At 41.9% G+C, this 22576-nt stretch carries 28 protein-coding genes and 1 riboswitch; of the genes, 5 read left to right on the top strand and 23 right to left on the bottom strand.

Going from position 1 to position 22576, the window contains the following annotated elements; genetic code table 11:
* Positions 1–190: 190 nt before the first annotated feature.
* The 7 genes from O9300_RS00865 to O9300_RS00835 all read right to left on the bottom strand — a co-directional run bounded on the left by O9300_RS00865 (position 191) and on the right by O9300_RS00835 (position 5788).
* Positions 191–949: an ABC transporter ATP-binding protein gene (locus tag O9300_RS00865; RefSeq protein WP_271929508.1), complete on the bottom strand. Its 759-nt coding sequence runs from the start codon at positions 947–949 to the stop codon at positions 191–193.
* Between the two features lie 70 nt (positions 950–1019).
* Positions 1020–1835 (bottom strand): ABC transporter permease, encoded by an 816-nt coding sequence (locus O9300_RS00860; RefSeq protein ID WP_271929506.1) that lies wholly within the window; start codon positions 1833–1835, stop codon positions 1020–1022.
* 142 nt (positions 1836–1977) lie between these two features.
* Entirely contained in the window at positions 1978–3018 is a 1041-nt protein-coding gene (locus O9300_RS00855) for an aliphatic sulfonate ABC transporter substrate-binding protein (RefSeq protein ID WP_287969483.1), read from the bottom strand.
* Positions 3019–3081: 63 nt separating this feature from the next.
* Entirely contained in the window at positions 3082–3771 is a 690-nt protein-coding gene (gene hypB / locus O9300_RS00850) for a hydrogenase nickel incorporation protein HypB (protein ID WP_287969482.1), read from the bottom strand.
* Positions 3772–3829: 58 nt separating this feature from the next.
* Positions 3830–4186 carry a hydrogenase maturation nickel metallochaperone HypA gene (hypA, locus tag O9300_RS00845; protein ID WP_036402098.1) on the bottom strand — a complete coding sequence of 119 codons (357 nt, stop codon included), beginning with the start codon at positions 4184–4186 and terminating at the stop codon, positions 3830–3832.
* Between the two features lie 15 nt (positions 4187–4201).
* The gene (locus O9300_RS00840; protein WP_287667454.1) at positions 4202–4558 is read right to left on the bottom strand and encodes a hypothetical protein; all 357 of its coding nucleotides are present in this window, start codon (positions 4556–4558) and stop codon (positions 4202–4204) included.
* Positions 4559–4609: 51 nt separating this feature from the next.
* Positions 4610–5788 carry an agmatinase family protein gene (locus tag O9300_RS00835; protein WP_287766111.1) on the bottom strand — a complete coding sequence of 393 codons (1179 nt, stop codon included), beginning with the start codon at positions 5786–5788 and terminating at the stop codon, positions 4610–4612.
* Positions 5789–5856: 68 nt separating this feature from the next.
* Positions 5857–5991: riboswitch (guanidine-I (ykkC/yxkD leader) on the bottom strand.
* A gap of 458 nt (positions 5992–6449) precedes the next feature.
* On the opposite strand from O9300_RS00835, the gene O9300_RS00830 reads away from it, so the two are divergent.
* The 3 genes from O9300_RS00830 to O9300_RS00820 all read left to right on the top strand — a co-directional run bounded on the left by O9300_RS00830 (position 6450) and on the right by O9300_RS00820 (position 8449).
* Complete coding sequence (locus O9300_RS00830; RefSeq protein WP_287969481.1) at positions 6450–7040, top strand: PEP-CTERM sorting domain-containing protein; 591 nt, start codon at positions 6450–6452, stop codon at positions 7038–7040.
* 948 nt (positions 7041–7988) lie between these two features.
* A complete protein-coding gene (locus O9300_RS00825; RefSeq protein ID WP_002760925.1) occupies positions 7989–8198 on the top strand; it encodes a hypothetical protein in 210 nt (69 codons plus the stop codon).
* A complete protein-coding gene (locus O9300_RS00820) occupies positions 8195–8449 on the top strand; it encodes a type II toxin-antitoxin system RelE family toxin (RefSeq protein WP_002746390.1) in 255 nt (84 codons plus the stop codon). The genes O9300_RS00825 and O9300_RS00820 overlap by 4 nt, the downstream gene beginning before the upstream one ends.
* Positions 8450–8928: 479 nt before the next feature.
* Here the strand turns inward: O9300_RS00820 and O9300_RS00815 are convergent, their stop codons facing one another.
* The 8 genes from O9300_RS00815 to O9300_RS00780 all read right to left on the bottom strand — a co-directional run bounded on the left by O9300_RS00815 (position 8929) and on the right by O9300_RS00780 (position 17264).
* Positions 8929–9894 (bottom strand): permease, encoded by a 966-nt coding sequence (locus O9300_RS00815; RefSeq protein ID WP_287969479.1) that lies wholly within the window; start codon positions 9892–9894, stop codon positions 8929–8931.
* A 106-nt stretch (positions 9895–10000) separates the two neighbouring features.
* Positions 10001–11338, bottom strand: coding sequence for an anthranilate synthase component I (locus O9300_RS00810; protein ID WP_287969478.1), 1338 nt, complete (start codon positions 11336–11338; stop codon positions 10001–10003).
* Between the two features lie 129 nt (positions 11339–11467).
* The gene (locus O9300_RS00805; RefSeq protein WP_002734118.1) at positions 11468–11845 is read right to left on the bottom strand and encodes a hypothetical protein; all 378 of its coding nucleotides are present in this window, start codon (positions 11843–11845) and stop codon (positions 11468–11470) included.
* Between the two features lie 36 nt (positions 11846–11881).
* Positions 11882–13600, bottom strand: coding sequence for an ABC1 kinase family protein (locus O9300_RS00800; protein ID WP_287969477.1), 1719 nt, complete (start codon positions 13598–13600; stop codon positions 11882–11884).
* A 146-nt stretch (positions 13601–13746) separates the two neighbouring features.
* Complete coding sequence (locus O9300_RS00795) at positions 13747–14508, bottom strand: HEPN domain-containing protein (protein ID WP_287731708.1); 762 nt, start codon at positions 14506–14508, stop codon at positions 13747–13749.
* Positions 14492–15565, bottom strand: a complete 1074-nt coding sequence (locus tag O9300_RS00790) for a ParA family protein (RefSeq protein WP_287969475.1) — start codon at positions 15563–15565, stop codon at positions 14492–14494. Before O9300_RS00790 ends, O9300_RS00795 begins: the two co-directional genes overlap by 17 nt.
* 183 nt (positions 15566–15748) lie before the next feature.
* Positions 15749–16453, bottom strand: a complete 705-nt coding sequence (locus tag O9300_RS00785; RefSeq protein ID WP_002731745.1) for a Uma2 family endonuclease — start codon at positions 16451–16453, stop codon at positions 15749–15751.
* A gap of 571 nt (positions 16454–17024) precedes the next feature.
* Positions 17025–17264 carry a hypothetical protein gene (locus O9300_RS00780; RefSeq protein WP_287969472.1) on the bottom strand — a complete coding sequence of 80 codons (240 nt, stop codon included), beginning with the start codon at positions 17262–17264 and terminating at the stop codon, positions 17025–17027.
* An 8-nt stretch (positions 17265–17272) separates the two neighbouring features.
* Here O9300_RS00780 and O9300_RS00775 point away from each other — a divergent pair, with 8 nt between their 5' ends.
* Positions 17273–17539 (top strand): glutaredoxin family protein, encoded by a 267-nt coding sequence (locus O9300_RS00775; protein WP_002750529.1) that lies wholly within the window; start codon positions 17273–17275, stop codon positions 17537–17539.
* 3 nt (positions 17540–17542) lie between these two features.
* Here the strand turns inward: O9300_RS00775 and O9300_RS00770 are convergent, their stop codons facing one another.
* Together O9300_RS00770 and O9300_RS00765 are read right to left on the bottom strand one after the other, a co-directional pair.
* Entirely contained in the window at positions 17543–18724 is a 1182-nt protein-coding gene (locus O9300_RS00770) for a serine hydrolase (protein WP_287969470.1), read from the bottom strand.
* Between the two features lie 27 nt (positions 18725–18751).
* Positions 18752–19552, bottom strand: coding sequence for an RNA methyltransferase (locus O9300_RS00765; RefSeq protein WP_287969469.1), 801 nt, complete (start codon positions 19550–19552; stop codon positions 18752–18754).
* Positions 19553–19588: 36 nt separating this feature from the next.
* Here O9300_RS00765 and O9300_RS00760 point away from each other — a divergent pair, with 36 nt between their 5' ends.
* Positions 19589–19744 carry a DUF2256 domain-containing protein gene (locus tag O9300_RS00760; RefSeq protein WP_190718840.1) on the top strand — a complete coding sequence of 52 codons (156 nt, stop codon included), beginning with the start codon at positions 19589–19591 and terminating at the stop codon, positions 19742–19744.
* 450 nt (positions 19745–20194) lie between these two features.
* Here the strand turns inward: O9300_RS00760 and O9300_RS00755 are convergent, their stop codons facing one another.
* The 6 genes from O9300_RS00755 to O9300_RS00730 all read right to left on the bottom strand — a co-directional run bounded on the left by O9300_RS00755 (position 20195) and on the right by O9300_RS00730 (position 22393).
* Entirely contained in the window at positions 20195–20410 is a 216-nt protein-coding gene (locus O9300_RS00755; RefSeq protein ID WP_287969467.1) for a D-Ala-D-Ala carboxypeptidase family metallohydrolase, read from the bottom strand.
* A complete protein-coding gene (locus O9300_RS00750) occupies positions 20403–20567 on the bottom strand; it encodes a hypothetical protein (protein ID WP_287969466.1) in 165 nt (54 codons plus the stop codon). The genes O9300_RS00755 and O9300_RS00750 overlap by 8 nt, the downstream gene beginning before the upstream one ends.
* Before the next feature lie 46 nt (positions 20568–20613).
* A complete protein-coding gene (locus tag O9300_RS00745) occupies positions 20614–21072 on the bottom strand; it encodes a hypothetical protein (protein ID WP_287969464.1) in 459 nt (152 codons plus the stop codon).
* Positions 21050–21283, bottom strand: coding sequence for a hypothetical protein (locus O9300_RS00740; protein WP_287969463.1), 234 nt, complete (start codon positions 21281–21283; stop codon positions 21050–21052). The genes O9300_RS00745 and O9300_RS00740 overlap by 23 nt, the downstream gene beginning before the upstream one ends.
* On the bottom strand, positions 21280–21843 hold the full coding sequence (locus O9300_RS00735; protein WP_287969461.1) for a hypothetical protein: 564 nt from the start codon (positions 21841–21843) through the stop codon (positions 21280–21282). The genes O9300_RS00740 and O9300_RS00735 overlap by 4 nt, the downstream gene beginning before the upstream one ends.
* A gap of 103 nt (positions 21844–21946) precedes the next feature.
* Positions 21947–22393 (bottom strand): hypothetical protein, encoded by a 447-nt coding sequence (locus tag O9300_RS00730; protein ID WP_287969460.1) that lies wholly within the window; start codon positions 22391–22393, stop codon positions 21947–21949.
* Positions 22394–22576 lie beyond the last annotated feature (183 nt).

Genomic DNA, 22576 nt, shown 5'->3' with positions numbered 1-22576 from the left:
CAAAAAAGCCTAAAAACCTTATCCAACAAGCTTTTTAGATTTATTCAGCAAACCCTATTTAGGGTTGGCGGCAGCAGCGAGCGATCGCTGTTTGGCGATGCTAGATAACGGAAAGTATCTCTCAAGGATGATTTTTGCTGCTCTAACTCGTTTTGAACCAGGGACTACTCTTGATGATCCCTAGTTTTTTCTAGCATTTCTCACCCCGTAGCAGGCCGTAAATTTCATCCGTATAGTCATAAAACTGAGCTTGTCGTTTAATTTTATAATTACGATCTACGGGTAAATTAATTGTTAATTCTCGTTGTATAGTCCCTGGCCTAGCACTCAAAACATAAATACGTTGAGCCAAAAAAACCGCTTCATCCACATCATGGGTAATCATTAAAATACTACACCTGATTTTTTGCCAAATTTCAATTAAATATTCGTGCATTCTTTCTTTGGTTTGTACATCTAAAGCGGCAAAGGGTTCGTCCATTAATAAGACTTTGGGATGACAGGCAAGAGAGCGGGCGATCGCCACCCGTTGTTTCATCCCACCCGATAGTTCTCTAGGATAAGCATTAGCGAATTGAGTTAAACCGACAATATCCAGATAATAACAGGCCACTTCCCAGCATTCTTTTGTCGATAATCCCTGTAGTTTTAAGCCAAATTCAACATTTTTTTGGATCGTCATCCAGGGATAGAGTGTATAATTTTGAAAAACCATGCCGCGATCGGCTCCTGGCCCTGTCACTTCAACACCATCAACGGTAATTTTGCCGGAAGTGGGCAGCTCTAAACCCGCAATCATTCGCAACAAAGTTGATTTTCCCGAACCAGAGGCCCCGACCGCACAGACAAATTCAGCACTTTCAACGTGTAAATTAATATCTTTTAGAGCGACCACAGCACCTCGTTTAGTGATGAAAATTTTATTGAGTTGAGTAATTTCTAAGTGCATTAAGGTTCTTCTCTTATCATTAAAATAACTTTACTGGTGACAGAATAAACTCTGTTATTGAGTTTTTAAGTTAACGAGTAATTGACCATTTACAAGTCCACTGCAAAAACAAACGAAAACTTAAATCTAGGGCAAAGCCAATAATTCCTAGTACAATTAAACAGGCAAAAATTTCATCGGTTCTCAGAAATTTCTGAGCCAATAAAATGCGTTTGCCTAATCCATTATCGGCCGCCACCAATTCCGCCACCACTACCAAATTCCAGGCGGCCGCCATATTAACGCGAAAAGTATCGATAATATTAGGAATAATATAGGGAGTAATCACTTTAAATAAAACCTGTTTTCGAGTTCCCCCAAGAGTATAAGTTACTTCGATTAATTCCCGGGGGATAAACTTAACTGCATCCATAATCATCAGAGTATTAAAGAAAATTGTCCCGATAAAAATCAGCATAATCTTTGACGTTTCTCCAATACCCAAATAAATAACCAATAGGGGAATAAAAGCAGGAGCGGGCATATAACGTACAACGCCAATGATCGGTTCCATTAAACTACGAATACTCGGAAAAGTTCCCATTAAAATCCCCAGGGGAATAGCAAACAATCCTCCCAAAAAAAAGCCCCCAACTACTCGTAAAAAACTGGTCATAGTATCTTGAATTAAAAAGCCCTGTTCTGCCAATTTTCCTAAGGCCTGAATAACGGCTAAAGGAGAAGGCAAAAATACGGATTCAATGCCCGCAAAACTAGAGATTAGTAACCAGAAAATAAGCGGGACAATAATAGAGGAAACCATTAAAGTCCACTTTAGGGATTCGGGAATATCCTCGGTAATCCGCCAAAAAGTGCTTTGAGGAAGCGTTTTAGGTGTTGTGGTCATGGGATTTTCCAAAGAAAAGAATAATTTTGATAGCCAATATCACCCAGTTATCAAACAATTCTTGCAGTCAACTTGTCTCCCTAATCAATCTTGTAGATAGAGAATTGGAACCTTTAATTTCTCGATCTACAAGAGGGGCTAATTAGGCTTTTTTGTCTTGATTTGCCAACGCCTTGACAAATTGGGCATCTAGAATGGTTGTTAGATCGGGGACTTTTTTAATAAAGCCAACTTCCATCATAAAATCAGCCATTTTTTGAGCAGCAAAGGGCATATTTTTCATGGTTTTCCCTGGACTAAAGGCTTCTAGGTTTTCTTCTAAGGTAAAAAACTTCGTTCCCTCTTTATATAGGGCTAATTCTTCTGGACTAATGCCCGCACGCTTGGCCATAATCTCATCGGCTTTTTGGGGATTTTTAGCCATAAACTCTCGAACATCAAACCAGGTTTTGACAAGAGCCTGAACCTGTTCTGGTTTTTCTTTGATTAATTTGGCACTGACAACTAACAAATCAGGAATAGCACCTGAAAAAGCTTTAGAACTAATTAATTCTTTAGAACCTTTTCGTTTAAGGGCTGTTGACCAAAAAGGTGGAAAAGCACCAACTGCATCTACTTTTCCCGATGCAAAAGCGGCAGCAGCAGCCCCTGTTTCCATGGGGACAATTTGCACATCTTTACGGCTCATTCCTTCTTTTTCTAGGGCTAAACTGAGGAGAAAGTCACCGACAACGCCTTCTTCGACAGCAACTTTTTTGCCTTTTAAATCTTGAATCGTTTTAATCTCTTCTGTGACAATAACTTTGTCATTTCCCGACGAGTTATCATTGACTAAAACAGCAACTTGACCATTCACTGCATCTCCTGCAAAAGCGATTGTATCGTTGAGAGTTTGGCTATTTCCATCTAATTGTCCGGCAGCTAAAGCTTGCAAGGATTCAAGATAACCATCAAACCATTTCATTTGAACATTAGCCCCATTTTTAGCAAATAATCCCTCTTCTTCAGCGATCGCCCAGGGCCACCAACCGGCCCAGTTACTATAACCGATGACAATGGGGGCAGTATTACTCAGAGAACTACTTGCATTGGGGGTTTGCTGAGGAGCTTGATTGCAACTAACGGTCAGGAGTAAGCTACTAAAAAAAACGAGAGGTAAGGAGAAAAAATTGCGCCGTTTCATAGGTAATAGCCTTTAGAGATGACAGCTAGTAAAACAGAAATAAATCTCAAAAACTGTTACTGATTAACAATTCAAAAACCTCGGAGTATTGACTTGGCTTTTTAGCCAATTTAACCACTCTTCTAAACCTTCTCCTGTTTGAGCAGAAAGAGCGATAATCTTTACATCGGGATTCATAGAACGAACATTTGCCTCTAAACGTTTTAAATCAATCTCTAAATAAGGAGCCAGATCTAATTTAGTAATAATCAGACAATCCGCTTCTTGAAACATAATTGGATATTTGAGGGGTTTATCTTCTCCTTCAGTAATACTTAATAGAGCAACTTTAGCGTGTTCCCCTACCTCAAATTCGGCGGGACAAACTAGATTTCCGACATTTTCCACCAACAACAAATCAAACTCTTTGGGGTTGTAATCTTCTTTGAAACGATGAATTCCCCCAGCTACCATTTTGGAATCTAAGTGACAGGAGCGACCCGTATTAATGGCAATCACGGGAACTCCATATTGTCTCAGGCGCTCTGCATCTAGTTCTGTGGTCATATCTCCTTCAATAACAGCCATTTTTAATTGATCTTTTAAGGCTGCGAGGGTTTTTTCCAATAACACAGTTTTACCGGCACCAGGACTACTCATCAGGTTTAAACAGGTAATGCCCCACTCGTCAAAATGTTCCCGGTTGTGATCGGCTCCTGCTTGATTGGCATGAAGTAGATTAATTTCTAGGGCCGCGTCAAAAGTTTGGTGCATTTTAATTGACAATGAATAATTGATCATCGAACTTGTAGAAGCGATCGCCCAACTTTGTTTAAAAATCTAAAGAATATTCAATGTGGTCAATTTTTAACTCTCGACCTGAACGAATATCCTCCATCGGTGATCGACAAGTTGGGCAGGAATATTGCTGGCCAATTTGGGGTTGATAATCTTTTTGGCAGCAATGACAATAAGCAATTAGGGGAATATTTTTAATAGCTAATTCCACGCCGGCAAGAAAAGTATTGGCAGTTTGAACTTCAAAGGCAAATTGTAAACTGACCGGTTCGACACAGGTAAATTCACCAACCATGAGATGAATTTTTTCAATTTTGAGCTTTTCAGGTTGGCTATCATACCAATCTCGAACTGTCATAATTAACGCCTTGGTCATATCAGTTTCGTGCATAATATGCTGAAGTGGCTACTCCTTTTCTACTCTCTCTAGCTGCATTTTTTGGGCAATTTCGGTCGTTAACTCTCCTTTGTTGTTAGCGTTTAAAGAACAAATTAAAATAGTTAATCTGTCTAAATTTTCATTAGTCATCCAATCCATTAAAAATCCAAGATAATTCTGAACACTTTTTTCTGCTTGTTTGCGACTTTTCCAGACACGCGCCATTGACAAGTCATTAGTAATACCAGCAAAAGGTTCATCTGATTCATCTTGATCAAGATAGGGCAAAGCATTTTCAGCAGCAGCATAAATTTTAGGATCAGATACTAGAGTTAAAACGTAACCTAACCTTTTGTTAATAGGAGTTCCAAATCCTTTGGCCATCGGTGTTTCTTCGCGAATGTGTTACCTCTCTAATTATTGCTGCTTTTGTCCTTAAATCCAAGGTTCATCAACCTCCATATTGGCATCAGAATGAATATAATAGGGCTTTTCTTTACGGGGTAATTGACCTGAAATAACCAGATGAGCCATGGCATCACAAATAACACGGGTAGCCATCAAAGAGGTCATATCACTAATATCGTAGGGAGGGGAAACTTCCACCACTTCCATACCACAAATGGGAGCTTTTTGGATAATTTTACCCAATAAAGCTAAGGCTTCACGGGGTAATAACCCGCCCGGTTCCGGCCAACCTGTACCGGGGACAAAACCGGCATCAATGCAATCAATATCGAAACTAATCCAAACGCAATCCGTGCCATCTAAAGCTCGTTCTAAGGCAAATTCGGCGGCGGCATCAATGCCTCGTTCTACAATGTCGGTGACGGTCAAAATATTAGTGGCCCGCTCGCGGCAAACTTTAACACCTTGACGGGGAACTTGCCAACCACCAATCCCTAATTGGACGAGATTCTTGGCAGGAGCATTTTTCATATTGGTGGCATGAAACCAGGGGCAAGTGTGCATCCGTTCATCTAAATCTGTTTCCTGGGTATCCACATGGCGATCAAAGTGAATAATACCGACTTTTTTATCCCCTAAATGCCGACAAATACCCCGCACCGTCGGAAAACCAATGGAATGATCACCCCCTAAAATAATCGGCAATGCGCCGGAACTAAAGACATGGGCAACCCCCTTCGAGATTTGATCGAAGGACTTTTCATTATTAGCAGGAATGGTGAAAATATCCCCCAAATCACAGAGCGTAATTTGTTCGCGCAAATCTACCCCTAATTCAAAATTGTAGGGTGTATAAAGGGCCGAAATCCGCCGAATTCCCTGGGGACCAAAACGAGTTCCGGGTCGGTAAGTTGTCCCCGAATCATGGGGAACACCCACGATTGCCACGTCATAATTGCCCACATTCCGCACATCTTCCAAATAGGGAGCCTTCATAAAGGTGTTAATTCCCGCATAGTGGGGTAACTCACCCCTGGAAAAGGTGGGAATACTGCGATCGCGAATACTATCGGCCGCCTCTAAACCGTAGGTTAACCCCTGAGAAACTTCCTGTTGCCAACCGGTTAGGGGCAAATGGCGTTCTTTTTCTAGGGCCTGTTGAGCTTCAGTTAAATGCGGGGGTTGAAAAGTAGATTCCTCGGACATCATTTCACCTCAAAATACAATAACCCGGGAGTCTTCAAAGACACTGCCTCAAAACAGTTATCCTTAAAGTCTCCCGGGCTTTTATCCCGCCGTGTAGCCAGCTTAGACGGAAAAAATTTTTGATCCGCTCATTTAAGACTAGCTTGCTCCTCTCGGACCTGACATTTAAGGACGCTTAAATCGGAACCCTAGAAGCAATTTCTTTGACCTTAGACGATCTCAATCCAAAAAACAGTATCACAGACTACATAAAAGGGATTTTTCCCGCTTAAATATGGTTTGCTGAAAAAGTCTCTTGGTGGGGGCAGGGTGTGGGGTGTAGGGTTTTACCAGTTTTCAGGTGGTCAACTACCTAATTTTCAGGGAAAAAGTGCCTAAATTTTGGCGTTGTCAGATCAGAATATGAAGAATGAATTGCGACACAACGAAAGCCTTGCTCTTAAAGCGTTGTCAAGTCTGCTCTCATGCGCGATTATCTTCACACTTGACAACGCTTGTCATTTTTGGTAAGTTATGGCGTAATTGCAAGCTCAACAATATTTTTTAGGAGGCGTTTATTTGTGACATTAGCAAAACTAATCAAAAACTCCGTTGGGAGGGGATAATACTTATCAGTCTCTCCATCGCCAGTGGAGTACAAGCGGCAACTATTACAATTCCAGTGACCGTTAACAGCAAAGCTGCTCCTTGGCTCTGGAATAATACGACTCTGAATACAGCTTATCAATATGGAGTGAACGATAACATAGCTCCAAGTACAATCAATAGCAGTTCTGGGTTAGATTTTGCCGCCGGAAATGCTCTGACAATTAATTATCTCAACGGGAAGACCAGTGCTTATGGAACTTCTCCTGAAGTAGAGGCAAAAGGTTATTTCGGCTCATCCCCCACAAATGGCTTTGGGGGGAGTAGCGGATTAGGGTTTCCCAGCAAATATATGACGGCTGATTGGGATACTTACCTAAATCAGCTAGTAGGTACGTTTGCTGATGCAACTGGAGCCATCATCGGTACACCTTTTGCTATTGGGTTAGGACGTACAGTTTCCATTCCAGTGGGTGCAACTCAACTTCAATTAGGAATTAACGACGATATCTTCGCCGATAATACAGGGGAATTAAACCTTACCGTCTCCCAATCTGTATCCGTTCCCGAACCTAGCACAATTTTCGGCTTAGGTGTATTAGGATTTGGTGCTTTCTTGAAGCACAACCTAGCTCAATCTAACAAGTCAAATAAACAGGACAACTAAACGGGTTAAATTTTGGGCGCAATGTTTGCGCCCCTACCATTGGCTCGATAATATTATTGTAGGGGCGAATTGCATTCGCCCCTAATAACTTCTGCTGCTCACCAATATGTGAGAGAAAGTCACAAATACAAGATGCAGCCTACGCCCTTTCTTATCACCATAACTCCGGCAAGCAGAATTAAGATGAGTTAGAGTTTAAATGCTTGGGAAAATAGGTTTCGTAGGCGCACGGATTTTCCATTATGAATATAATATCATGTCAAGTCGCCTTTGTCAAGAGAAATTTTGACAACATCCAGATTTAGTAAAACTTAGTTAGACGGCCCAAATTTCCGCTTTAACTTCAAGCTAACAATCCGTCCTAACCCACCACCATCGACTGTGGTTGGTGTAATTGAATGATGGACTCTGAAAAGTAAATCCCTAACCCTAGTGGATTAGAGATGAAGATTGATTGAATGAACGAATCATAGTCAATCACATAATCACATCAATCATAGTTAAGACTGTTGGAAAATAGGTTTCGTAGGCGCACGGATTTTCCATTATGAATATAATATCATGTCAAGTCGCCTTTGTCAAGAGAAATTTTGACAACATCCAGAAAAACGTAGCCTATTGTAGGGCTAATTCATGAATTAGCCCTACTGGACTGTTTCAGCTAATTTGGTGTATTAGAAAAATGCTATAAATTCTATAATCTAAGATTTTAAGCCGAAATCTATTGCCCTATTTTAGTTGAAACAGTCTAGTAGGGTGCGTTAGACGGCAAAAATTTACGCTTTGACTTCAAGCTAACAATCCGTCGTAACGCACCACCAATCATCGACTATGATTGGAATGATTGAATGATAGACTATGATTGAATTAATCACTGATAACTGATAACTGATAACTGATAACTGATTACTGATAACTGATTACTGATGACTGATGACTGATAAAGCTATGACACTCAAAGAACAACTAATTAAAGAAATCGAGCAGACACCTGACACCCTTTTGACTGAATTACTTGACTTTTTGCTCTTTATCAAAGAACGACATACTGCAATAGAAATTACAGAAGAAGAGCAAGCTAACATAATCGCTTCTGAATCAGCTTATCAAGCAGGAGACTATCTAACCCTCGAAGAATATGAGGCAACTCAAGCGTGAACTACAGAGTTATTATTCCGAAACCCGTTCAAAAACAACTAAACAACTTACCCAAACAACAACGCGAACGCTTAATTACTGCCATTAGACTACTTACCGATACACCTCGTCCTAGCGGAGTCAAGAAACTCAAAGGATATGATGAAACCTACCGAATTAGAATAGGGGATTATCGCATCATTTACAAAATTCAAGATCAAGAAATGCTGATTATCATATTGAGTAGTATTCATCGAAAAGATGCTTATTGAACCTCTCAGTAGGTGGGTGTAATTCAATATAAGATGAACGTAGGTTGGGTTGCCTATAGATATTGCTAATCAACAGGATCATCATCTTTATGGAGTTCCCAAATCTTAAGCAAAGTAGAACCTCTCTATCGAGAAGCGATTAAGATTGCTACCCAAGTATTAGGGGAAAATCATCCCTATACCCAAACCGTTTATCAGAATTATCTGAGGATGCTGTCTTAACTATGATTGGAATGATTGAATGATGGACTATGATTAGGGAGCTAGTTAAGAGTTTCTGAAAAGTAAATGCCTAACCCTAGTGGATTAGAGATGAAGATTGATTGAATGAACGAATCATAGTCAATCAAATAATCACATAAATCATAGTTAAGACCATTGGAAAATAGGGTTCGCAGGCGCACGGATTTTCCATTATGAATATAATATCATGTCAAGGGGCTTTTGTCAAGAGAAAATTTTTCTGACCCGGAAGGAATTCAACCTAGATAAAAACTGAGGATCAGAGCCACTAAAAAAGTCATTAACAGGCATAAAATTCCGAAATAAAGGACGATTTTAGGACGGAAAGCTGATAGGAGGAGGATAAAAGCTTTAATATCAATGAGGGAAGCGACCAGTAAAAAAGCTAGAGTGGAACCCACGGACAGATTAGTAATTAAAGAACCGGGGACAAAAGTGCTAAGACTAGCATTAACAGCGAGAGTGAAACCAAAAAACAACTGCACGAGAATTTGAGTAGCGGGAGTATTCCCCCAGGCAATTAATTGACTCTGAGGTAATAATAGCTGAAAGACACTAGCGATCGCACAGCCAATGATTAATAATCCCCCTAATTCCAGTGCTTCATCAATAAAGTTATCGAGAAATAGCTGCAGAGAAATTGGCCAAGCTTGCCTATCTCTAGTTTTATACTCATAAACAAGATTGCCGACTCTTTGTAGGGGTTGACTGGCTGCTTCCTCCGGTAAAAAACTACCGGAAAGAACTAAACTCGATTCTAGGGGAATTTCGCTATCGGTGCGGGGTTTTTCCCGATAGAAACTAAAGAGAGTGCCGATAAAAATTGCCATTAACCAGACCGAAAGCGATCGATAGAAGAAAATACTAGAATAGGTGAAAGTCTGCCAAGTTAGCCAAAGAGTGACGATATTTAGGGTAGGTGCAGCGGTGAGAAAGCTAAACACCACCCCTGGGGGTACTCCCTCTAATAAGAATCTTCTAGCGACGGGAATCGTGCCGTATTGTCCGACCGGTAGGATTAATCCGATGGCACTGCCAACGATCGCTCCTAACAGTCGATTACGGGGAAATATCGCCGCTAATCGCTGTTTATTGACGAAAACCAGCAAAAAACTGGAAACGGCCGTCCCGAAAAGTAAAAAGGGAAGCGAGGTCAAGACTAAACTAAGAAAAAAAGTAACAGCGATAGAAATTTGATTCATGAATAGGGTTCAAGATCGGAAGCTATCCTACAAAATAGCAGATAAGGTAAAAAGTAAAAAGATCGGTTTTAGATGCAACAATAGGTTAGTTTGTTGAAATCAAAAATTAAAAAGAATGTAAAGCGATTAATTGTGCCTCAGCTTTATGAAGGGATTCTAACCATTCTTTTTCGGGATCGCTATCGGCAACTATTCCCGCTCCCACTTGTCCCCAAACGGTGTTTAAATTCCCTTGAGTAGTCATTAATAGGGTACGGATGAGAATATTCAAATCTAAATGACCCCGTAGGTCAATATAGCCACAGGAACCATAGAATAAATTGCGTCGCACCGGTTCCAATTCTTCGATAATTTCTAGACAACGAACTTTCGGACAACCGGTAATTGTTCCCCCGGGGAAAAGAGCTTTAATTAAATCAATAGCATGATACTTTTTATCTAGTTTTCCTTGAACATTACTGACCAAGTGCATAACGTGACTATAACGCTCGATCGTCAGTAATTCATCAACATCAACCGATCCCCATTCACAAACTCTACCCAGATCATTACGTTCTAGATCCACTAGCATAATATGCTCGGCGCGTTCTTTTTTATTAGTTAATAGTTCCTCGGCCAATTGTCGATCGAGTGCCTCAGTTTTACCCCGGGGACGGGTTCCAGCGATTGGTCTAGTGCTGGCTATTCCTCTTTCTAATTTCACCAATCTTTCGGGAGAACAACTAATCATTTCGCCCCAAGGGGTGCGCCAATAACTGGCAAAAGGAGAAGGGTTAATCTGTTGTAAACTGCGATAAATTTGCCATCCTTTTGCCCTAGTTGTGCTTTGAAATCTTAGGGATAAATTTGCTTGAAAAATATCGCCTTTTCTGATATAATCTAACGCTTTTTTAACAGCTTTTTCGTAGTCGAGTTGAGAAGTATAAAAGATTAAGGGAGAGGGACGAGGATCGATAAACTCAAAATCGGGGTTAGTGGTTAAAGATTGTTCGTATTTATCTAAATCTTCGGGTTTGCTGGCAGCTAACCAGAGAATTTGTGCTTGGTGATCGAGAATGGCAAAACTATCCGGTTCATACCAATAAGCGACGGGAAAAGGGAGAGTATCAGCTTTCCTGTCGGGTAATTTTTCTATTTCCCAAGCTAAATCGTAGCCTAACCACCCCAACCAACCGCCATGGAAAGGAAGATGATCGGGAAGAACATCAGATCGAGTTTGGGGGAGTAAACTGCTTAAAAAGGGCAAAATTTCCCCTAGTGCGGGGGTCCAAAGCTGACGCGGGGAACCAGCACAAAGAGAGTAACGGGAGAGGGAATTACCCGGATAGGGACTTTCTAGTAAAGTAGCGATCGCATCTTGGGAGAATAAGCAGGCAAAAACCTCGGAACCGGTGCGCTGATGCAGAGGAAGCGATCGCCAATGCCATGCTAAAGGTTTTTGCATCTAAAATCGCGGGCCAAAATAGCTGGTCAATTGGGTATAAATAAGGGTTTGGTGTTAGTTGTGGGGGAGTTGCTCTTTCCTATCTGCTAACACCTATTATCTTAGTCCTAAATGTTTGCTGCCTCCTAATTATCCCCGATAATCGAGGTCAATTTCTTTAGAACCGCCGCGCTGTAATTGGCCTAATAATTCCCCTAACTGACTCCAAACCAAACCACCAATAAAGATAGTCATAGGGAGAGAGATAGCGTAGGCAACCCAACCATTGAGAATAAATATATCTAATCCCGAGGCAAGGAAAAGACAGATTCCTACACAAATACCGATAAAAGGAATTTGTAAGGAACTAGATTTTAAAAGATTTTGATCGTCTGAACCCTTATTTTTATACCAATTGTTAACCACTTGCTTGAGACTAGCTTCAAAAGCGGCCCCGCAGGTAATACCGATAAATAAACCGGCAAAAACTAGAAAATAGGGCGGTTGGGGCAGAAAATAATAATCCATAGAAAAAGTGATTAACCGATGATGACCTTAAACACTTTAACGCGAACTGGTTTCTCCCGGAAGGACAGCGGCCACACCTTGGGACGATAATTCCCGAAAAGCGCTCATGGCCACATCCAAGAGTCGCCGCGGTTGCAATTCTCCTTGAATTAAACCCCAGAGACGTTGCACTTCGGCAGTATGGAGACGGTCATCTTCCGTTAAAGCTAATAGCAATTGACGACGCAGATAACGACCTTCTTCCGATAGAAGAAAAGTGATGCCTAATTGCGCGGTGGGCAGTAAATCGAAGTTACTTTCCGAGCGAGCCATTGTAATCATGTTTTCTAGGCGTTGCCACTGGAATTTACCGTCTTTGAACAGCACATCCAGTAAACGCCGCCGCAGTTGGGGCGATTCCCCGGTCAGGAGACGTTTAGCAACGTAGGGATAGGCCACTTGGACGATTTTGAAGTTAGGATCGAGGGTGAGGGCCAAACCTTCTTGGGTGACGAGGGAACGAATAATCAGGGCGAATTTGGCGGGAATCCGGAAGGGATACTCGTACATCAATTCGGAGAAATCATCGGTAATGGTGCGGAAATTGAAGTCACCGACCCTTTGGCCGATGGCATTGCCTAAAACTCGTTCTAGAGCCGGAATAATTGGTTTTATATCCGTTTCTGGGGTTAAAAATCCCAGTTTGACAAAGTTGCTGGCCAGGTTTTCGTAGTCTTTGTTAATTAAATCGACGACGCAACTAGCGAGGGTTTCTTTAGTTTCCTCCTCTAACTGGTCCATCATGCCAAAATCGATATAGGCCATGCGACCATCAAAAGTGGCGAAAAGATTACCCGGGTGGGGATCAGCGTGAAAAAAGCCGTGTTCGAGGAGTTGCTGTAATCCGGAGGTGACGCCGATTTTAACGATATTATTGGGGTCTAATCCTAAAGCTTTGATGTTCTCGGTATCGGTGAGTTTATAGCCATCAATCCATTCCAGGGTGAGGACGCGGCGACCACTATAACGCCAGTAGATACTGGGAACTTTAACTTCGGGGTTATTTTGGAAGTTGGTGGCGAATTTTTCAGCGTTGCGACCTTCGTTTTGATAGTCGATTTCCTCAAAGAGTTTGATGCCGAATTCATCGACAATCAGGGTGAGGTCGTGGCCGAGATTGAGGGGTAATAAACGACCGAATTTTTGGGCAGCCCAGCGCATTAGGTATAAATCGAGGCTTAAAAGCGCCCGCAGCCCGGGCCGTTGCACTTTAACGGCTACTTCTTCGCCGGTGGGGAGTATCGCTTTGTAAACCTGTCCTAAACTAGCGGCAGCTACCGGGGTGGGGGATATTTCTCGATAGGCTTTTTCTACAGGCATCCCCAATTCTGTCTCGATAATGGCAAAAGCAATGTCGTTATCGAAGGGGGGAAGTTGGTCTTGCAGTTTAACTAATTCGTCTAAAAAGTCTCTGCGAACGAGGTCGGGACGGGTAGAGAGAGCTTGACCGACTTTGATGAAGGTGGGACCCAAACGGGTGAGAATTTGCCTAAGTTCGCTGGCACGCTGGTATTTATTGGCTTCTTCTTGCTTTGTCCATTTGTCCCAGAGGAGACTGAGGAGAAATAATCCTAAAGACCAAATAATCACGAAAGCGCGACCGAACAATTGCCAAGGTTTGTAACGGTATTCTTGAGCGATCGCTGCTGCACTGTAAGGAGTGAACTGTGTTTCTTCTCGTTTCCGGTCAGTTTGACTGTCTTGATGCCGACTCACTAGCTAATCTCTATATATCTTACGCCACTTCATATTGTAGCTAAGTTCCTGACATCAGTATACAAAACTACACATTATTTAATGATTGTTATAATTCCCTGAGAAATCATAAGTATTTATAACTAGACTACCGGGGAAATTCTCGGCTAGTGGATGTCCTCAAGTACCTGATGGATATTTTCAACAAGCTGTTCTATAAAGTTAACGGCATCATTAACCATATTTTCATCGATATTCCAGCGACTGCCAATGCCATAACTCGGGTCTATATCAGCTTCATGGGCGATTTTGTTCCTTCGCTCAACAATTGCGCTAAGTTGGTTTTTAATATCTTTAGCTGGTTTATTTAGTTTGCTGGCCACTTCTTTCCACAATTCCTTGGCTGAAATTAGTCTAATGGCATCCGCTATCTTGTTCGGTTGTTGATAGCTTTCATAGCTGAGTTTTTCTCTAATTTCAGCCTCTAGCCAATGATTACTATTAAGTTTGTTGGTGAGGAGATTTTCAATCATTGGTAGTACCTCGGAAATTGAGCGAGATTCTTGACCAAAAAAAGAACCGTAGTTTTGTTGAATTTCGTTCTCTAACCAAGAGCCAATACTAATAGCTATCAATCGTTCTTGTCGTGCGCCATTCAAGGAGACTTTAAAACGAGAAAAGGCAGATTGAGAACTGTTAGGAGTGGGAGAAGGTTCTGAACGTTGGCCTCGATAAATTTCTAGCATTCCTAGAGTAACCACTTCGTGAATATAATAATCTAAAGCGCTTACAGTCAGGACTAAAGCGGCTCTGAGGATATCCGATACATCTAGGGCGGAAGTAGTCTGAGATTTGAGGGAATTGTGGATAGCGATCAAGTCACGAACGCGGGCAATGCTAAGGCGAAATTGTTCAATTGCTAACTGCATAAATCTCGGAGGTAAGACCGATAACTTTGTCTGCTAAGTCAGAAAAAATCTTTTTAAAGTCCTCTTGTTTTTCTTGGGCTTTACCTAACACTTTACCCTGCCACTTAGCTGATTTCAATTGTTCAGAAGTTAGCGCAAAAACAGGCATTTGATGCTCTTGAGATAAGGCAATAAGACTATTAAAATTAGGAATTTTTACTAGAGTACAGCAGTCTGGTACACCATTCTGATCGTAGATAAATTTCGGTAGCATCATGCCATTTTTTCCTAGGGCTGGAATCATTTTATTGCCGATATTTTCCTCGATTGTGTTAATCCAGTTTTCAAAGGCTTTTGTTTCTTTTCCACGAATAATTCGATAGTTCTGAACAATAGTTCCCAAAAAATGTAGGTTAACTTCGGGGAAGGGATAGTTGGCGGTTTTGAGAATTGGTAAAGCACTAGCTGCCTTAGCCCATTGGTGCCACTTAGGCAAGATTTTAGTTAAAGAATCGATAGCCATAACCGAGAAAAAATCCGCTGTGGTTGGCACAATAAAAAAGTTGCTGGTCATCAGTATATTTTGATTGATTGACCCCAAACTGGGACTCATATCGATTAAAATATAGTCAGCTTGAAATCTTTCGGCAGTTTTGTCTAATAAATATGTAATCGCACCGGGGAGATTTTTTAAAGCCTGAATTGACCCACTAAGTTCTTGAGCAATACCTAGGGTAACTTCATATTCAGCTAATCCCACATGACCAGGCAGTAAAAATAAGTCATCACGACCATCAATAGGAATACAGTCCACAGCTTCGATTAATCTCGGTTGAGACTCAAAAGCAGGTGCTAAAGCTGTTTTAATATTAGAGTAAGTATTGTAAATGGCTTGTAGTCTTTCCTCCCTATCTTCACTTTCATTAGTCAAAGCCATACCAGTTAAGTTACATTGGGGATCGGTATCGACAATAATTACTCTTTTGCCCTTCTCAGTAAGCATCCAACCAAGGTTAAAAGTGGTTGTAGTTTTGCTGACTCCACCTTTATGATTAAAAAAAGCTATTTTTTGCACCATGGCATTAATTATATTTGAAGATTGTTGCCCTTGGTCATTATTATAACATCAGTGGGGGTTAAGCAGATTTTGCCATGATTTCTAGGGAAGAATAGGGCTAACCTTCGGATTCCTCGTGTTAATGCCTAGCAATTAAGGAAAAATTGCGCCATGGTTTCTGCCCTAACACCCCCAACCGGATATTTAAGCAATTTCATCGGGATTAATGCCCAATTCTCGCAGCTTTTGGGCTAATTTTTCCGCCCGTTGTTGTTCTCTTTCTTTGGCTAATCTTTCCTGTTCTTTGGCTAATCTTTCCTGTCGGGCCGACTCTTGAGGGGTGGGAACCAATTCACCCGATTCGGTGAAATAGCGCAATTTATTGGCAAAAATCCCTAAATATAATCCTAGTTGCTTACTCCATAAATAACCGTTTTCATTAGGGGTAATCGGTTGGTATTGTCCCTCGATTAAAGTGAATCCTTGCCATTCTAAAGTATTAGGATCAAACCAAAAATATTCAGGAGTCCGGAAAGTATGCTGATATAGTTCCTTTTTGGCTTTTCTGTCCACATTAGCGGTGGAATCGGAGAGAATTTCGATGATTAAATTGGGATATTTACCCCCTTCTCCCCAGACAACCCAACTTTTCCTGGGACGTTTCTCCGTATCTAAAACCACGAAAAAATCTGGTCCACAAAAATCTCGCTGTTTCAGTTGTCTTTCGTTATAATAAATAGTCAAATTGCCCGAGGCATAGTAATCGTTTCTATCTTGCCAGAGCCAATCAAGACAAGATAATAATAAAATAATTTGTTGTAAATGCAGATCACTTTCCAAGGGTGGTTCATCACTCCATAAATCGGTGGGAGGACAGACAATATCGGTAGCAATATCTAGGGTTGTCATCGTTTATAAACCCATTGAGTCAATTTGGGGTGATTCTAGCCACAAGCCACAATCAATACACTTATATTATAAGTCCGATCGTTTTGCTTGGGGTACATCTCATTTTTGTAAATCAACTAAGTTGCGATTTTTAAGGGGAAACTTTCTGCTAAAATCGGGCGTTACTTTCGGTTTTATCACTCAATCCAAGCTTTTGGGGGGTTCTACCCCCCAAACCCCGGAGCGCATTAGTTTTTCGGTGGGATGCTTACACGCGATTGTTCATATTTTTGTACCAATTTAATAGTCACTGATAATTGCTAATTGTCGGTATTTCTGCAAATGTGAGATGCAGCTTTTTGCTTGTATAAGTAGGGAGGCACAATTATTTATAGCATGGTTTAGCGGTAGCGTAACATAATCGAGCGTTGGGTTTCATGCTTCAACCCAACCTACGTTCTTCCGCTCGGTCCTAGGGAGATTTTTGTCAAGTCTGAACTCGAATTAGTTAACAATTCGGTGAAGGTGAATCAACGAGAGCCGTCAAGCTTTATTAAGGGGGGTTTGCCCTCAATTTCCTTGGTTGAAGGACTTATAAAAACCAGAAGAAAGCAATTAAAATAACAGTGAGAGTGGCGGCAAAAATGAGAGCGTATTCAATTTTTTGATTGATAATACCAATAACAATGACTAGGGTAATTGCCAGAAGAAACACACCGATATAGACTAGATCTTGACTACCTGAATTAACTAAATTATTATTTAAAGTCGTTGTGGGTGTGGGAGTTTGTAGAATTGTTGATGAGAGACTAATCGTGGAGGTAATGAACATAAATATTTATGACTACCATAGAACTAATTTTATACAGTAAACCGGACTGTCATCTTTGCGAAGGGTTGCTAGAGAAACTAGAAAAAATCCGTCAACCGGAGTGGCAGTTAGAAATTAGGGACATTACCAGTCGAGAGGATTGGTTTAACGCTTATCAGTACGAAATCCCCGTCCTCTGTCAAAAACTGGCCACGGGGGAAAAAATCCTTCCTCGTCTTTCCCCCCGGGCAAATGCCGAACAATTGGCCCGTCTTTTAGCCAATAATTTAACCTAGGAGCTAATTACCCGGACCAGGAATAACGACCGGACTAGGAGAGGGAGAAGATTGGGCGACCGGTTGCGGTTTGGCTGCGGGTTGAGTTTGATACCATTTAAAGTGTTGGTAGGCCGTGCGCGATATTTGTTGAATCAGAGTCCTAGCGTTACTATCATTGTGGGGACGTTTGACCATCACTGCTCCTAGATAGCGTTTCCCGTTGGGCATATCAATAATCCCCGCATCCGCTAACATCGAGCCAATATCACCGGTTTTATGGGCAATATCGGCGGATTTCTCGATACCTTGCGGCAGCAGGGTGCGAGTGCGCGTTTCCTGCATAATATTCAATAGACGATCGCGGGAACGTAAACTAAGTAATTCCCCTTGATTAACTTTTCCTAAGATTGTCACCAAATCTCTCGGACTTGTGGTATTGGTTCCTTCCAAGTCTGGTAAAGCGTTATTAATTACCGTACTGGTCAAACCCCAAGCTTGAAAACGCTGATTAAGAGCCTTTTTGCCGCCCATGCGCTTAATTAACATATTAGTAGCGGTATTATCGCTAATTACGTTCATTTTAGTGGCGGTTTCTAGGGCAGTATAGGTTTTATTCACTCCTAGATACTGCATATCCCCGGACCCACTGGCCATGACATCCTTAGTGGCCACAAGGGTTTCATCGAGACGAATTTTTCCCGCATCCACATCCTCAAAAAAGGCGACCAGAATCGGGATTTTAATCGTACTAGCGGCAGCAAAAATAGTATCTCCGCGAAAATTAGCGTAAGCACCGTTATCGAGGTCAATAAATAAAGCTCCCGCCTGTAATTTCGGATATTTGACCGCTAAAGCCTGTAATTTCTGGTTGAGGCTGCTGAGATTTTCGTTGAAAACTAACGTGGTCGGTTTTGGGGTGACGGGTTGGGGAGTCGGGGGATTGGTAGTGGTGGGTTTTGGGTGTAGAGGTAATTTGCTCGGATCCACCACGGTTAAAACCGTACCAGCGATCGCACCTAAACCGACACCAAGGATAGAGAAGCGAAGAAGCTGAAGGAGAAAAGAGGCGATTAGGTTAGTTTTACGCTGTTTTTTTGCCCTTTTAACCGGTAAAGACTTTTTTTTGTTGTTTAAGTCCATGGCCCTAGGGGACCCAGGGCCAGATTGGACTTTAGTAGGACGACGAGTTACTTGACGAGTCACGGTTTTCCTCAAGGGTATCCAGATTTATTATCGATCGCTAGGAGAATTTTTTTTCTTGCCCTTGAGACTATCAAGACCGAGAAAAAGTTGCCCGATACTTTCAATATGACCGATAATACCCCGCAGCAGGGCTAATTCCTCCACCGTGGGCCGGGCCCGATGATAAAATTGCCGGAATTTCTCCATCCTAGCGGCGGCGGTGTGGGGGTAAAGATAGCCAATTTTGAGCAAAAAGCTCTCCAAGTGCTGATAATAGCCTTCTAGAGCCTCAAAAGTGGCATTAGGGGGCGTTTCTAACGGGGGTTCGAGCCTATTTTCCGTCGCCATTTGGTACAGTTCGTAGGAGCAAACCGCCACCGCTTGGGCGAGATTGAGGGAGGAATATTGAGGATTAGCGGGAATACCGACAAAACGCTGGGCGTGGTTCAGTTCGCTGTTACTTAAACCCCGGTCTTCTGGCCCGAAAATTAAGGCCGATTCCAGGTTAGGGGTGAGTAACCAGGGTAAGGCGGCCTGGGGTGTTTCGAGGGGAGTATTCAGGTGACGGGGTTTCGAGGTGGTGGCAATGATGCGATGACAACCCTGCAAAGCTTCCCCAAGGGTGGCTACCCGTGAACAGTTTTCTAGGACTTCAATCCCGTGTACTGCCATGCGTCGCGCTTCTTCTCCCAGGATATCACAGGCAGGATTGACGATAATTAAGCGACTTAAGCCCATATTCCGCATAATTCTGGCGGTGGAACCCACATTTAAGGCTCCGGCTGGTTCAACCAAAATAATTCTCAGGCGATCAAGTGGGGAACTCTGATTATTTTCATCTACACTCATAGATAAGGCGCAGTTTTTGACTTTTTAAGTTTAATCATGGCACGTCAGGTCTCGAAGTCCGATCTTCCCAGTAAAATTTGTCCCGTTTGCGGTTTATCCTTTACTTGGCGCAAAAAGTGGCAAAACTGTTGGCATGAGGTCAAATACTGTTCAGAACGCTGTCGTCGTCGCAAGTCCTCGGTGAATCAGTAGATCTCCTGCAAACAGCAAAAATCTTCCCTTAGGTGAGGAGACAGGAGACAGGAGACAGCTGATCAGGGATCAGATTTGAGTTTTTAGTTCACTGTTTACTAATCCGGTGAAAAAGCGTTCGACTGACGGCTGACGGTTTAGATGGATAATTAATTAAACCTCTTGCATAATTAATTTTTCATGGTTCAAAAACGGCAAAAATAAGGATTAAATGGCATAAAATCTGTAAATAGACCATTTAATTGATTAATGCTCATTTTTAATTCTCCTGACTACTGACTACTGGCTACTGACTCCTAACCCTAACAACGATTTTTGATTTCTGCAAGAGGTCTATTGTTTTAGGTACTCTATTAGCTTTTAATTTTACGGCTAATTTAGTAAGCTGATACCCCTAGAAAAAAATCAATCGCTTTAATGGCGATTGATTAATTGGAAATGACAACGACCCTAATAATTCCATCGTGGCCCTTTTTGACCACCGGAACGCCAACCTTTAGCGTTTCTTGTGTCGAGGTGAATAAAACCGCGGGCCGCTCCATACCCTAGCGCTCCATACCAGTGCTGATCTAGCCACGCCTGAAACTTAACCAAGTGTCCCTGATTGAGCGGACGGATATCAACCGCTCGACCCCAAAGATGTTGAGAGTTAATTGTCTCAATCATCCTTACTATTCCATTGCGCTAGTCCGGCGCCCACTACAGCAGTCGGTGCAGTCAGAGCCATAGTCAATTTTTCGGGGGGAAGATAATAACTCAAGACAATTCCGCTTAATAATCCCGCGCCGACAAGAAGTAATGCAATTTTATTTTTTTGTGACATTTTAAAAAGAATAAAGGACAAACAACAGCCAATAAAGTGAGTGGAATCATGGTAAATTAGGTAATCTCTCCAAGATTAGATCGAGTTTTTGCTCGGATGTGTCGATAATCGGTCCGGTATATTCCAAGACGACTAAACTTATTTGACGAATCCAGTAAGGAATCCTTAACAACAACTCATAAGTAGTAGAAACCTTTTGGAATTGCAGGATAGAAACTTGATCTAAATAAAATTTTCGAGCATTTAGCCAAGTATCCGCAGTCCCTCCTACATTTATCCCTGTAAAAATCCTTTGATAAGCAGTTCCGGCATATTTCCAATTATTTTCGGCCATTGCCGAAAAAGGATAAATTGCTAGGACGGGAGACTCAATTTGTACGGGAACAATATAATCGGGAATCGGGAAAAATCGCCTGGCTGCCAATGGCTGCACATCTTGCGCTACTAAGTTGGCACTAGCGATCTGCTGCCAATTATTAGTGTTAGAGAACTGATAAGTTGTCATCAACTATTCCCAGGTAATCATCAATGTCAACGCCACAGCTATTAGCTATATCAAGATAATTCTCAAAAGAGATAACTCCTTGTAAAAAATTATCTAAAGCGTTTCTTGCTACGGAAAAATCGTTTAATAGCAGATCTAAATCCTCCAGCGATTGTCCTGTAGGTATCCAAAGAGAAAAAGCCTGTCTTAACTGCCCAATTTCGATCATCATCTTTGACGCAACCTTTCAGGGGTAAACGTAATAATGTAATTGACTTCTTGACTTAATGCGATCGAGCTTTGAGCAGCAAACTCGAAAGAACTAGCGCTCAGGCGACCAAAGGGGATCGTATAACTAGGCCCTGAACTGGTTTTATAGGATCGGCCAGTGATTCTATTCGAGCTTGCGGAAACGGTTCGAGGAGCTGCTAATCGCTGAGATAGAATAGCCTTAGCCGGAAGGAATCCCCCCATCGGTCGAGCCGTATCGGGGAGGATGGTGACAACGTTGTATAAACTCGCCCCACCTAGATCAGCTAGTTTATCGAATGCTCGTGTAGTCATTTTTACTATCACCCGCTTATCAACATCGAAGGGCTGGCCAAAAGGAGAAAGTGCCACCTCTCGCGCTCGGCCTTTTGTAGGCACTGACGTTTCAGGAAGTCTTCGCTTCTCTGGATCACGCTTCCATTCCAAGTATTTTCGATATTTGTTGTTTGCCGGAAGCGCAAGAAGCTGCTCTTCAGTGAAGGTGTTTACCACGTCCTCAAGATTGTTGAATCGTCTCGACATAAAGTCTCATTTAAGATCGCGTAAGTTGTACTCTATTTCTAGCAAAGCTTCTGGCTTCTAGAAAAATTCGGAAAGGTATAGACCTTCCGTAAGGAGAGAAATATCAACTAATAATCGGATCGATAAAAGTAAACGAGCGATCGTAAAGAGCGATCGGCTTATTCACTCCCCAGATAGTAGCCGTGCCATACTGGAAGCGAACATCAACCATCGGACGGCGGCGGGGTTTTTTGCGGCTTTTCCCTAAAATTGTGTGATTACCGGGGTTATAGGGGAAAGATTCATTTTCATCATCGGCAATGTTAGATTTTAAAAACTTCCAATCAGGGGTGTGATTTTGCAAAGCTAAAATTTTATTGATTAACTCTTTTGCTGTAGAAACATCTCGACACAATAACTGCAATTGATACCCCTTGTCTTTTTCTATATAAGAGTATAATTTTCTTCCTTTTCTCCAAATATACCCGTTAGCGACTCCAAACTCTGTTTTAATTTTATTAGCCAATGACAGTAACTCTGATTGAGTAATTGTCGTGCTAGATTCATTCATTAATCTAAAAGAAATTTCCCCCCACGTTGGACGCGCATCGTCCTGGGAGCAAGTCAGTTTTGTCAGAACATAAATACTATTCAATAGCTAAAGACTGTTATTTAGGTAAGCACAGCGGTGTTTAAGCACTTGAGGGATATTTTCTTCATTCCACTGGGCTCCAGAAATTTTCAGTCGTCGGTC

Origin of the sequence: Microcystis sp. LE19-195.1E (assembly GCF_027532095.1) — a bacterium.
Taxonomy (GTDB): domain Bacteria; phylum Cyanobacteriota; class Cyanobacteriia; order Cyanobacteriales; family Microcystaceae; genus Microcystis; species Microcystis aeruginosa.
Note: the sequence above shows the minus strand (reverse complement) of the source record. Positions and strands in the feature narration are given on the sequence as shown.